This window comes from Acinetobacter sp. TY1, assembly GCF_048551395.1.
GTDB lineage: Bacteria > Pseudomonadota > Gammaproteobacteria > Pseudomonadales > Moraxellaceae > Acinetobacter.
Window position 1 is genome coordinate 48,177 of the sequence record NZ_JBLYZK010000018.1, and the last position, 12,213, is coordinate 60,389.

12 protein-coding genes and 1 pseudogene are annotated in these 12,213 nt (G+C 42.3%); all 13 read right to left on the bottom strand.

What is annotated here, in order from left to right:
• Positions 1–2: 2 nt before the first annotated feature.
• Complete coding sequence (locus ACK2M2_RS11175; protein ID WP_419348421.1) at positions 3–1,010, bottom strand: hypothetical protein; 1,008 nt, start codon at positions 1,008–1,010, stop codon at positions 3–5.
• A gap of 9 nt (positions 1,011–1,019) precedes the next feature.
• Positions 1,020–1,925 (bottom strand): hypothetical protein, encoded by a 906-nt coding sequence (locus ACK2M2_RS11180; protein ID WP_419348423.1) that lies wholly within the window; start codon positions 1,923–1,925, stop codon positions 1,020–1,022.
• On the bottom strand, positions 1,922–2,563 hold the full coding sequence (locus ACK2M2_RS11185; protein ID WP_419348425.1) for a hypothetical protein: 642 nt from the start codon (positions 2,561–2,563) through the stop codon (positions 1,922–1,924). Before ACK2M2_RS11185 ends, ACK2M2_RS11180 begins: the two co-directional genes overlap by 4 nt.
• Entirely contained in the window at positions 2,560–2,760 is a 201-nt protein-coding gene (locus tag ACK2M2_RS11190; RefSeq protein ID WP_419348427.1) for a hypothetical protein, read from the bottom strand. The genes ACK2M2_RS11185 and ACK2M2_RS11190 overlap by 4 nt, the downstream gene beginning before the upstream one ends.
• Positions 2,761–2,769: 9 nt before the next feature.
• On the bottom strand, positions 2,770–4,368 hold the full coding sequence (locus ACK2M2_RS11195) for a hypothetical protein (protein ID WP_419348429.1): 1,599 nt from the start codon (positions 4,366–4,368) through the stop codon (positions 2,770–2,772).
• Positions 4,361–4,978 carry a hypothetical protein gene (locus ACK2M2_RS11200; RefSeq protein WP_419348432.1) on the bottom strand — a complete coding sequence of 206 codons (618 nt, stop codon included), beginning with the start codon at positions 4,976–4,978 and terminating at the stop codon, positions 4,361–4,363. The genes ACK2M2_RS11195 and ACK2M2_RS11200 overlap by 8 nt, the downstream gene beginning before the upstream one ends.
• Before the next feature lie 5 nt (positions 4,979–4,983).
• Positions 4,984–5,496: a hypothetical protein gene (locus ACK2M2_RS11205; protein ID WP_419348434.1), complete on the bottom strand. Its 513-nt coding sequence runs from the start codon at positions 5,494–5,496 to the stop codon at positions 4,984–4,986.
• 67 nt (positions 5,497–5,563) lie between these two features.
• Positions 5,564–6,793: a P22 phage major capsid protein family protein gene (locus ACK2M2_RS11210; RefSeq protein WP_419348436.1), complete on the bottom strand. Its 1,230-nt coding sequence runs from the start codon at positions 6,791–6,793 to the stop codon at positions 5,564–5,566.
• Between the two features lie 7 nt (positions 6,794–6,800).
• A complete protein-coding gene (locus ACK2M2_RS11215) occupies positions 6,801–7,616 on the bottom strand; it encodes a hypothetical protein (protein ID WP_419348439.1) in 816 nt (271 codons plus the stop codon).
• Positions 7,617–7,620: 4 nt separating this feature from the next.
• A complete protein-coding gene (locus ACK2M2_RS11220; protein ID WP_419348442.1) occupies positions 7,621–9,786 on the bottom strand; it encodes a portal protein in 2,166 nt (721 codons plus the stop codon).
• On the bottom strand, positions 9,783–11,237 hold the full coding sequence (locus ACK2M2_RS11225; RefSeq protein ID WP_419348444.1) for a terminase large subunit domain-containing protein: 1,455 nt from the start codon (positions 11,235–11,237) through the stop codon (positions 9,783–9,785). The genes ACK2M2_RS11220 and ACK2M2_RS11225 overlap by 4 nt, the downstream gene beginning before the upstream one ends.
• A complete protein-coding gene (locus tag ACK2M2_RS11230; RefSeq protein ID WP_419348447.1) occupies positions 11,234–11,698 on the bottom strand; it encodes a DUF2280 domain-containing protein in 465 nt (154 codons plus the stop codon). Before ACK2M2_RS11230 ends, ACK2M2_RS11225 begins: the two co-directional genes overlap by 4 nt.
• Positions 11,699–11,744: 46 nt before the next feature.
• Positions 11,745–12,131 (bottom strand): annotated as a pseudogene (locus tag ACK2M2_RS11235) (putative metallopeptidase); the annotation flags it as partial.
• Between the last annotated feature and the right edge of the window lie 82 nt (positions 12,132–12,213).

The following is a 12,213-nucleotide window of genomic DNA, read 5'->3' on the forward strand; positions in this document are numbered from 1 at the left end:
GTTTACCCCGCATAATTATTGGTTCGTGTCACAGGACTGCTAAAGTCTTGCGCCATTAAATTCCCTGATCCTTTTTTATTAAACAACCCTGAAAGTAATCCTGTTCCTGCAGGGCCACCCATAGCCATAGCACCTAAAGATGTTCCTAGGCTCAGTAAGCTACCCAAGCCCTGACTACGAGCATTCGCTGATCCAACGATCCCACTGGCATTGGCATTCGCTGCACCCGTCAACGCATTGGCTTGAGCAGTTGCACCATTGATTCCGGCATTCGCTAAAGCATCAGCAGAGCCGAGTACACCGCCTGCATTGGCTTGAGCAGATCCAAGTAAACCTTGTGAAATCAATTGCGATAGTGATGTTTGATTATTGGCAATATTCGACGCATTGTTATAGGACATGTTGCTCATATTATTGGCAGCGCTTTGCCCCATTTGCGTCGTTGACGATAATCGATTGAAAGCATTCGCTTGATCATTGCCGAAACGGTTATAGGCGTTTTGATACTCTTGCGATGCCAAATCACTGTTATAACCATTCAGTGCTTTAAGAGTCGCACCACTGAGCAATCCACCACTTGCTACCGCACTCGATTCAATTCCATCCATGCCTTGTTGCTTGCGAAATGCATAACCTGGATCAGCATTAAAATCAGATGCACCAAAACTACGTGTCAAACTTCCATCCGCTAAGCCTTGGGATAACAATCCACCTGCTTGTGTACCCAAGTTCGCATAAGGCTGCTGATAACCAAGTGCTGAACTCAATCCACCATTTAAGGTGTTATTTGCATCGGTAAAGCCAGTATTTAAGTTTGCATTTGAATCAAGATAACCTTGACTCAATATGCCTGAACCTTTCAGCGCTGCATCAGATTGTGTTTGCCCTGCATTTGTATAGGCCGTATTTAAAATACCGCCTGCTTGTTGCGCAGCTTGCGCTTGTAGTGCCGCAGCTTTTTTTGCAGCATTTGCCGCACTCGAACCAGTTAGCGAACCTAATAAACCCATAATTAACTCCTATACCAATCCAATCGCAGGATTTAATAATGTACCAATATGAAAAGGTACAAAATTAAATACAGCGCTTGAGGGCGTACTTTGAACACAATAAAAACGTGAAACGTTGATCGCCTGTGTTTGTATAAAACCAAAAATATAACTGGCCAACGTAGAGCCATATGTATCAAAGGTTTGAACTAAACCAACATTGACGGCTCCCGCTGATGCGAAAACAAACCAATCTTTATTATTAATCGTGAAAATTGGATCGGTATTGGCTGAAATCTGCGCTGTAACTTGAAAAGAACCTTTCATCCAAAACTCACCATTAATATTGGCAATTTTTAGAGTTACACCAGGTAAATAAACTTTATTATTAAATGTGGCAATGGTTCTGACATCAATCCAATTCACAGGCTTAATGCTATTCGCATTAATTTGTGCCTGTAACTTTGCAAGTGCCATCAATATTTCATCAGTTGCTAAGATTCCATGAGCAGGTACAACCGCCAAACCTGTGAGTGGCGTATCTAGGACACGCTGACTTTTAAAATATAGATTCTGACTTCCCTCAGGGACTTCATCCGTATTTGCACCAACATTCGCTTGCGCAATCGCCCATTTTGAATCTGATGAATCCCACACTGCAGCAAGACGATCAAACCCTGCACCACTATCAATATGTGCATAATCTCCGTCTAGAGCTGTCGGTAGTGCAGTCATTAACGCAGAATAGCTACTAAATACGCCTCGGAAATGCTGAACAAAATCAATTTTATCGAGCTTTCCCGAGATTCCTAATTGATCTTGTGCCTCTAAAAGCGTGGATACTCCTGTCCCACCATGTTCGATAGGAATCACATCGTTGGGTTCAAACTCACCTAAGCCTTCAGTTCTTTTTTTAAGGGGTATGGTCTGATTCATGTTGTCACCATCTGAATATTTTGCTGAGTACCGTCTGCCAAGAAAAAAGGCAGTTGATAATCAGAACTCAGCTCTACATCTTGTCGAATACCGTTCTTTAAAAAAAATGGCAGTGATAAATTCACTGCCACAACTTCTACCCATTCTGCATTTTTACGCCCATAGATCAGATCATCCTCAGGGGCATCACTCAAATTGTTCTCGCTACTTCGAAAGAGAATTGATATTTCATGCTCTAAGTCTTGAAGCTGACTCCCTGTTTCTTTCTTTAATGTCTGCAAAGATTTACTCAATGCATCAATTGCAGATTGCTGTTGCTGATCGATATGTTGTAAATCCTCATCAGCATGCATGAGTTGATTGATCTGATCTTGTGAAACAGTTTGATCTTTCAGTTCTGATATCGATTTCGCTAAAGATAGGATCTGTTTTTGTTGTTGATCATTTCCATGCTTATTTTGCTGTGCAAGCTCTAAAGCTTGATCAGCGATCTTTTGTATTTGTTCAATCGATTCTGTATTACTTTGACTCGTATTTGAGTACAAACCATATAACTGCTCAAAAAAAATAAGCCAGATTGTTGTAATCTGGCCATTCCGATCGACAATGATGTCCCGTGCAGGGATGCCCTGACTCATTCCAAGCGTCCCTCGATAATCACAATATTGATGGGTTCAGAACAGCGAATACGAAATACCCGATCACGCCCTGCGCCTAAACGTCTAGCAATAATGCGTTTGTGATATTCACCTTTTTTACCAAGTGGAATCAAACGAGTATCAGACCATGTATGACCATTATCATCTGACCAATTCAGCATTAGCTTTGGTTCCATAATTAATCCTCACTCTGCAGGTGCTAAACAAAAGGTATAAGAAGAAGGCTCAAAGGTAGGATTGATGGGCTCATATACTTGATCAATATCATTTGCATCAAGTATTGTGATTTCAATTTTGACAAACTGTTTTGTCATATTTTTAAAGCGACTTATTTCAATTAAATTCAAGTTTGTGGTTGGATTCATATTAATATCAAAAGGAATTAGATCTACTTCAAAGTCCTGTTTTAATATTGCTTGTAAATCTCTACCGTCTTGATTGTTATAAAAAGAAGTAGATTCAGTAATTTCTACACCATTAATGGCTAAGCCATAAAATCCATAAGCTGATATGTATCCGAGTGTGCAAGAATCAATAGCACCCTCACAGCCAATAGGCTCAGGAGGTTTAGGATCAGGAGTCTCTTTCTTTTCAACCCCAAACCCTGTTTCACACACAATTTCCAACTTATTGAACCGCGTTAATGCACCTTCAGTATTGACTGCCTGCGCGGTACGTTCACGTAAAATCAGCTCACCATCGTCTGTGAAAGTGTGATTGTCTAAATCGTATAATTTACCATTTCGATAATCGCCAACAATATGCATATTCCTAAAAAATGCATGATGCTGTGAACGATGGCGCTCATGTAAACCTTGAGCATTGGCAAAAGAGCGTTGATGCCACAAACCTGTAGATACATCAAAGCAAAATGTTGCATTCGCAGATGGGAACGAAATGACATAAAAAACATGTCCCTCTTGCTGATAGGCATAAGCCATTGCATCTGTTGTTTTGCTATAAACAGAGATTGCCTCTTCAATCGCATGAGTCGAAATTCGCTCAGGAACACCGCCCGCACTCATTACAATTTGATGGCCACCAAATTCGCTCACACCTAGCCAAATCACACCTGTAGATAAAGACACAATACTATCCGGAGCAACACAACCAAACGCCATCGCACCACCCGACAACCGAGCAAAAGGTGCATTGCTTGAACCTGTACCGTAGTATCGCTCTACACTTTGTGCCCCGAATAACCAAAGCTCTCGGTTAAAGGTAATGCTTGCTGTGATGTTGTCCGGTGTAGACTCAGCCGTTGCATAAGACAATGCATCTATTTTCGTACTGTACAAATTGGACCAATAGAACTGTCCTGTCCCAAACTTATTTAGAACAAAACGACCATCCAAGAACAATACATGTGTCGATCTAGGAATCGTTGAGCCTGACAATCGCTCAATCGTGAGCGTTAACATATCCAATGCATAGGTATATGTACCATTTACAATCAAAGCGACTTGACCATTATCGGCAATACGCACCGTACCAAGCGCACTAATCTGACTCAACTCAACAAGTTCAAATTTAGATGATTTGCTGTGATAGAGCCTTTTACCAATTACAGCGATCAGATCTCCATTAGACAAAACATGCAAGCACCGTACTGAAGCTTGATCTCCCTCAAAAATACGTTTTAGTCCAGGTGTAGGTATGAGTGCAGCAACGCGTGAACCGTTAGGATATTCAATCGTTTGGGGATACCAATTAATGCAGTTTTGACAACTCATACTTTGAGCCCGCAATTTGTATGCAGGACCAACCAATGGAAGCTTAACCATAACGACCTCGATAACTAATACCCATCAATGTCTGATCAGGTTTTACTGGAATTGGCGTAGATTGTGCTCGATGCATAATGCGCATCGCTTGTTGATATTGCATCTGTACATCTGCAGTAATCGGCAATTGATATTCAGGTGCTAACTCAATCGCCAATGCATATTTAATTGCTCGTACATACTCAACAGGCACATAAATATCATCTGTGACTTTAAGTGGAAACTCAGGGCTGATTAACGAATGAATAAACAATTTTGCAGACTGAGGATTCGCCACAATTACCTCAATCCCCTCTACAAACCGTCTATAACGCAAAGCATCTGCAGGTACATTCAATGCGGTATCACGATACAAACGGATGTCTTGCCCATCAAGTATTGCATCTTCTGAGATAAGGCGAGCATCAACGAAATAATGCGTTTGCCCTGCCTTAAGTTGCACCTCAATGCCTTGTGATTGATAAAAATAGTCTCGTGATGCTGACCATTGCCCCAATAACATATTCAAAGCAGATACAGCATCACTCATTTCGGCATCTGTCATGTTTTCACCTGAAGCAACAATACCGATAATACGTGCTGAGGCATGGATAAGATCACGGACTTTCATTGTTATTATTCCTTCTTAGCAGGTTGAGTTAACAAGCCAATCAAAGTCGGTTTATCATCACGGGCTAAATACTTAATGCCTTTTTCATCAAGCAAAGTACGAAGTTGATCTGCCGTTAGTCCGTTGTAATCCGTTTCAACTACAACATGCTCGGCAGGCTGAAAGGAATCAATCACTTGATTCAATTGCTCTATTTGAGCCTTTAAATCATCATTCTCAGCTTTGAATTGGTCACGTTCAGTTTGAGCAACACTAAGCTGTAATTCTTTTTGAACTAAGTCTTCGCTAACTGCATCAAACTGCTCAACAGGCACAAAAGCATTTCTAAAGCCTTCGCTTGATGCACCACCAATAGCACCCCCAACAGCACTGCCCATCATTTGATTGACTTCATCTTCTAAATCAACAAAGTCCACAAAGCCAAGTTCACGTAGCTCTGCTTCATGCTCTGCATTTTGAGCAATTTCATTCTGGTGTGAGGTGGTCGACCCCAAGTACAGCATTTTTGGATATTCCATTTTCATTACTCCAGAAATGACAACGCCCCAATTAAAGGGCATATGTTGTCATTCATTGTGATTAAAATTATTCAGTGATACGGCAAGCAAAATCACGAACACGAGTAAAGCCCCACATCAAATCGATACGGGTAGCCGTAGACAGGTCTTTAAAATCACCCGCGCTTTGCACTGTAAAACGCACACCTTTCGAAGAATATGAATAGCCAAACTCTTTCGGCGTTACAATCTTTGCAGGTACAAATGCTGCAGTAAATGCAGATTCTTGGAACAATAGGTTTTGCACAAAGCCTTGCTCGGCTCCACCATAGAAATTAACCACCGCACCATTCGCAGGACTTGCATTGACTGTCTTGTTTGGCATTGCAGGCGTTAATGCTGGATAGATTGATACTTGTGCTGTTGCAGCAGAAGCCATGACATCGGCAAGTACAACAAATTGTTGTAGGTCGCGCATCAATTCACCCGTCAATGGATGGGTTTTAAATACGCCTGCAATAGTAAAGACCTGACCTGCTTTGAAGGTATCACCATTGGCAAGACCACCAAATACCAATGTCTCACCTGTTTGACTTGCCCCTGAGATGATTACTCCTGCCACCTTATTACCATTGTATAAAGTTGGGAGGTTAATCACTTCATCCCAATCGGCACCTGAGGCACGACCAAGATTCGTTTCACGATACTGTTCTGAAACCTGCTTGCCCGGATTGAACAACGCCTTACTGGTATCAACCAATTCAAGGTTCAAATCCGTACTGATCAAACCACTACGATTACCTTCAGGTGCAAGCGCTTTTTGTAGTTTTGCTCGCGCTTGATTCAGCGTACGAATTGAGTTCGGTACCGTACCTGGTGTACCCACCAAATAAGGCGTTTTCATCACCGCATTTTTAATCAAACGTGCTTCGATCGTTGAGCATAAGGTTTGGATCTGAGGCTTAAAAATACGATCGACATAATCACGACGACGCGGATCACTGGCATCAAGCTTAAAGACATTTTCAACATGAGAAGACTGAAAGGCAGCATGCACATGATTGTCCACTTTTAAACTGACTTTACGCTCTTTCCATGAATCAATTTGTCCACCTTCAGCCAGTACATTACCGTCATAGATACGGCTAATACCTGGAATCGTGATTGAGACATCATCACCGACTTGATAGCCGTTCACGGTTTTATCAAACTCTTTTTCACGAGAGCGGTTAATCCCCATCAGAAATGGACAACTTTCTTCAATAATGGCTGCAGCTTCCTGCGCAAAAACTTGAGCTGTATTAATAACATTTGGCATATTTTATTTACCTTTTATTTCGTAGACTTTTTAAATAGCTCACAGCATCCCCATCCTTCATATCAAGCGGGTTCTTCTTCACATTGGCTTTGCCTGAAGGTGGATTTACCGGAGGGGGTGCATTTGGAACTTTGGGAGCTTGCGGTTTATTTTTAAGTGAGGCACGGACTTCACCGAGTTTCATCAATTGCAAAGATGGGGGTAGACCTAAAAGCTCAACATAATCCATCGGGTCTTTGCCAAGCTCATACAGAATCGCGGGCGCATCAGCCCCCAACTCAAGCACGGCTTCACTGAGCTGTTCAGGCAATTGCCCACCACTGAGACTGATCAATTTACTCACCGTTTGCAGATAATCAGGATGAGTCTTTCCAAACTCAGCTTCTGCAGACTCAATCTGCATAGACTGCGCTTGTCGTGCTTGATCAGTACGCTGTTGCTCAAAACGAGAATTAACCTCTTGCTCAGATTTCTTATGCTGATACTCCGACATCGCTTTAGCGTAGTCATCGACAGATTCGAAATCATACAAATCAGGTTCTTTAAAATTGACCTGTTCCTGAGATGCATATTTTTCACGTAAGGTTTGAGCCGTTCGTAAAGCTTCGTTTTTCTCCCATGTCAATTTCGCAATACGTTGATCAATCGCAGTTTGACGTTTGGATTCACGTTCAGCTTCAGCCTGTTTATCAGCTACTGCTTTCTGCTCATCCGTCGGTTCTGACGCAACCTGCTGACTCTGTTCCTGATCAATTTCTTGATCCTGTTCAGCACCGTCTGTTGTATCAACATCATCTACGATGGGATTCTCTGTGTTTTCCATAGTCCTACTCACTTAAGCCTTGATTACCGTCAAGTGCGGGGTCTTGTTGCGGTGCAGCCATATTGTGCGTATCAATCCCGATCTGGCCGTCATCAGGTACGAATGGTTGTTGCTGTTGCATTTGTTCAGGCATTAAAAAACCGCCCTCAAGTGGCGGTTCTTCATTCGGTGGTTGTTGTGGTGGCGGTTGATCTTGTATGCCCATATCTACCCATGCTTCAGGCGGTTGCATATGTTGCAGAATCATACTGATTGCCCCTTTTAATTCCTCAATCTCAGCTTTGGCGGCATTATTGAGTTGAGCAACCTCAATAGTCGTTTGCGCCTGAAGCTCAGCAATTTGATAACGTGCATCACGTTCAGCATTCTTATCGTCAACCTGTGCCATTGCTTGCTGTAACTGCATTTGAAGCTGTTGCATCTGTTGTTGATACTGTTGCAATACGGCTTGTATTTGTGGATCACCTTCACCCTCTTGCGTTAATGCGGGATTCAATGATTTCTTAATACGCTCCACAATATCCTCAAGCATATTGCCATCATCAAAGGCTTTGAGCAGTAGATCAGGTGCAGCTTGACCAATTTGCGGTACAAACTGTAATAGCTGTACCAGGGCTTCTTTATTCTCTTGCCGTTGGCTGATATAGCTTGCACCTGTCGTCATACGAATGTCATAGCGTCCGATGGTGAGATTATTCAAGATTCCATCAATAATGCCCTCACCTTGCTGATCAGTGGGTTCATTCAGCTTTACACGCTCAGTTTTGGCATCTTCACCTGTAATCCGTTTAATCAAAGGGACTGAATACACCTTTTGATAAATCGCAATCAAAATCCGTCCAATTTGAGCCAGGGACTTATTCAGGTTATCTGTAATATGAAAATGACTGACATCCGCTCGTTGTTGTAGAAGACTGATTGCCTTACCTGACTGTTGATTGACGTTTTGACCCATTGCTGCAGGTTGCATATTAAGAATTTCCTCAATGCTTTCCTTGGCTCCATTGGCAGCATTCAAAATCCCTGATAATGCAGTTAACGCAGGTAATTGCTGTGGTGGTGCAATCGGTTGACCTTGATCGTCTACATCATTCCAACGTAAGGCTTGATATGCATTTGGATTCGCCCATTCTGTCAAATCTCGTGATGCACGTTCAGGCACTAAAAACTGTTTCCGCAAACCTTCTGCAATCTGCTGTGCTTCTGACGATTTCCAATAGTTGTACAATTTCTGCGGATCACGGGCAAAATGGATCAGTGAAAAGATATAACGATCTTCTCCATCCCAAGTCACATCGCCATAAACAGGTACAATCGGCAACATCGGAACGACAAATTCACGATCCTCAAGCACCTTTGAGCCTGTCAGTTTGTACCACCAACACTTCTCAATATAGCTTTTACGTTGATCGTGAATCGAGTTTTTATCAATTGGCTCCTCGAATGTTGTTGTGCCATCAACCAATAGATATAAGGTCTTGGGTTCTCGTTGCATCTCAAACAACTCAGCAACACAGACCGTTTTATCGTCATGGTTTGACCAAGTGCTTTGAGCATCACTTTCAAAGTCTGTTGTCGCATCATCGCCATACTGATCTGCAATGTCCTCTTTCGGCACCCACGTTTTAAGCACAACATAACGTGCATCTGAGCCATCAAGCTCCTTTGAGTTTGGATCAAAGTACACAGAATCAGCGTTATGAATCGACATGATTTTCGGCTCTTGCTGAAAACTATCAGGAGAAACATAGTCAACATGAATACGAATCGCACCAAAGCCACTGTAGACGACGTTTTCCATGGCAGCATCATAAGCATTATCAGCACTGCTTGAAATTTCAGTATCACGCAATAAACCGTTAAAAATACGTGCTACTGCAGGATCAGCAACATCATCTACAGGCTCAGCTTTAATTTGCTGTTTATTCATTTTGGCACTATTAATTTGCTGTTTGCAGTATGTGCGTAGCTTATTGATGGTTAATGTCGGTATACCTGCAGTTTCACGCGCATTACGATCTTTATCACTCCACTGGGCATCATCCAACGTGACAAAGCGACGATCTTCCTCACCACGTTTATAGTTCTCTTGCCAGTAGTCTTGTGCATCATCACAAAGCTGACGAACGCGAGTCAGAATATCCTCGTCTTTTTCTTTGTTGTCGGTCATGACAATGTTGTCCTCATGGCAAGTGGTGGCGGTGGTGATTTGGGTTTTGATTTACCGATTAAACCTCTACGTACAGCAAAACGACGCATCATGTATGCATAACGTACTGCATCCAAAACATCGTCGTGAGTTTTAACAATTTTGCCCTTATCATCTCGGTGATACTGCAAAAACTCGTCCAAAAATACCCGCAGACCACGAAACACCTTAAATTGTCCTTTGCGCATCAAGTCTAGAATCTCAAATAGACCTGCTTCAACTCCATTCGACCCATCAGGCCATGTCGCATGTTCTGCTAACATTTTAAAACCTGCTTCTTTGTAATATGACTTTTGCTGCTTACCTGAGCCCTTTTCAGTTTGTAAACCATCTAAAGGCCATGCAGTTGGAACATCAGTCGCCCAATGCTTCACAGCTCCCCAGGCATCATTTGGAGAAACTTGACGCTGTTTCCATGCGTGTGTGACATAGATCGTATGATTATCCATATCTATCGCAAGTCGTACTTGAGCTTGAGGATGATCCCAACCAAAGTCCATTCCATTGATGATCATCCAATGATCAGGAATCTCAAACGGATCACAGGTGATAAACTCTTCACTCAAGTCATAGATACGACCATGACCGAGCATTGGAATACCCTTGGTTCGCATTTCACGTTGATGCGGTGGGAATGAGGCTAAAAGGGTTTCTTTAGTCTGTTCCGTCAAGTGCGTTACATCATCCCAACCTGCACGAATCAAGTATTGTCCTTTGGATGGTGTATCCATGAATTGGACAACCAACTCAGTCCGACCATTTTCAGGAGTGAACGTCAAAATGCCTCGACCACCTTGCCCTTGATCACCTGTTGCTGTTCGCGTTAAGACCTGTGGGAAAATAGTCTGATCTCTTGGTTCTTCATCAATGTGGTACCAATCAACAGAGTCACCCATTAAAGCGTGTTGTCCTTGCGAGTATGACCAAAATTGCACTTTTGAGGTTTGATACTGAACATCACCGCCACCACCATGACGTACATATACAGAGCGCATCGCATTGGTTGTCCCTGTCATTGACTCATGCTCAAGAATAAATTCAGGTGGTATTAATCCTCCAACCCATTTATTTTCAACACGACGACCAAATATAGGCGTTTGTAATAAGTCTCGGCACTTTTCACCTGAGTAGCCTAATAGCCAAATTAAAGGTCCATGATTAAATACATGCCCATCCCACCAATCAGGGTAATGACCAAGCGCATGTATCGTATCGACATAGGTTCCCGTCATGGTTTTGCCGACACGGTTAGCTGCCATCAGCATCACTTGAGAATATGATTTTGAAGCTGAAATCATCTCACGCTGAAATGGATAGAGCTTGTCACCAAAACTACGATACTGATAAGTATCACTTCGACGGTTACGCTCCTCAAGTAAAGCGAGATATGCAATCTTTTCTTCTCTAGTCATGATTCTCTCGCTTTAGCCTCAGCCTCTTTAATGCGCTTATCTAACTCAGTATCAGACACACCCATTAATGGTTCACCATTCTTACCTGTAAGTTCTTGACGATTTGTAAACTGACCACCTAAATCTTGTGCAGCTTGTTTCATGATATTGAGCGACATCACGGTATTTTTTGCATTTTTCTCAAGATGCTTTTGATACTGACGCATGCGATAGAACTTTTGAGTCACAGGAATATCAATTAAGCCTTCATCAAATTTCTTTCGAGTTTCCTCAAAAAGATCTTTGAATTTCTTACTCAAATTTCTTCCTGCAACTTTTGTTGGGTCGTATAGTGCTACCTGTGAGCGTTCTATTTTTAGCCCATATTCTTGCTTAACAAGCTCTGCTACTTCTTGAGGGGTATCACGGCAAGCAAGAGACTGAACTATAAAGATTTTTACAGGCTCTTTAAGGGTTGCCATAACCACCTCTCTGTATAGCTACGTATAGCAAGATAGGCAAAAAAATTTAAGCCAACTTCAATAAACACGTACCACATGCATGTGCAATATTTGCCTTTCTGATTGTTGGACCATCATTTGCAAGATCTACCATTTTTTGGACTGACTCGGATGCACCGTAACGCTGAACCACGCCATGAAACTCTTCCACATCATGCGGACGCAAGTAATACTTATATTCACCTGTTGATGGACTTATTAAGTAATTCCCATCTTCATCCCGCTTTGCACCTAGGTGATACAATTCATGTTCTATTAATGCACAAAAGTCAGTATCACTTGCCTGTGAAGCATATTGAGCATCAATTGTGATAACAAAGTCAGGGATACATCCAAACCAATCAAGCATTTGCTTTTCTTGTCTGAGCTTGCGCCATCCACCTGCCATCGGTGCAAACTTTGAACCGTACCGGGTTTGTCGGAGAGTCAATATTCTGAGAGACTATCCCGATGAAAAAACCAAACTATACCCCCGA

Excerpts from the sequence above, each read along its gene's own strand:
- ACK2M2_RS11230 (WP_419348447.1), bottom strand. The coding sequence starts at position 11,698 with ATGGCAACCCTTAAAGAGCCTGTAAAAATCTTTATAGTTCAGTCTCTT.
- ACK2M2_RS11220 (WP_419348442.1), bottom strand. The coding sequence starts at position 9,786 with ATGACCGACAACAAAGAAAAAGACGAGGATATTCTGACTCGCGTTCGT.
- ACK2M2_RS11205 (WP_419348434.1), bottom strand. The coding sequence starts at position 5,496 with ATGGAATATCCAAAAATGCTGTACTTGGGGTCGACCACCTCACACCAG.
- ACK2M2_RS11225 (WP_419348444.1), bottom strand. The coding sequence starts at position 11,237 with ATGACTAGAGAAGAAAAGATTGCATATCTCGCTTTACTTGAGGAGCGT.
- ACK2M2_RS11210 (WP_419348436.1), bottom strand. The coding sequence starts at position 6,793 with ATGCCAAATGTTATTAATACAGCTCAAGTTTTTGCGCAGGAAGCTGCA.
- ACK2M2_RS11185 (WP_419348425.1), bottom strand. The coding sequence starts at position 2,563 with ATGAGTCAGGGCATCCCTGCACGGGACATCATTGTCGATCGGAATGGC.
- ACK2M2_RS11215 (WP_419348439.1), bottom strand. The coding sequence starts at position 7,616 with ATGGAAAACACAGAGAATCCCATCGTAGATGATGTTGATACAACAGAC.
- ACK2M2_RS11180 (WP_419348423.1), bottom strand. The coding sequence starts at position 1,925 with ATGAATCAGACCATACCCCTTAAAAAAAGAACTGAAGGCTTAGGTGAG.
- ACK2M2_RS11175 (WP_419348421.1), bottom strand. The coding sequence starts at position 1,010 with ATGGGTTTATTAGGTTCGCTAACTGGTTCGAGTGCGGCAAATGCTGCA.
- ACK2M2_RS11200 (WP_419348432.1), bottom strand. The coding sequence starts at position 4,978 with ATGAAAGTCCGTGATCTTATCCATGCCTCAGCACGTATTATCGGTATT.
- ACK2M2_RS11195 (WP_419348429.1), bottom strand. The coding sequence starts at position 4,368 with ATGGTTAAGCTTCCATTGGTTGGTCCTGCATACAAATTGCGGGCTCAA.
- ACK2M2_RS11190 (WP_419348427.1), bottom strand. The coding sequence starts at position 2,760 with ATGGAACCAAAGCTAATGCTGAATTGGTCAGATGATAATGGTCATACA.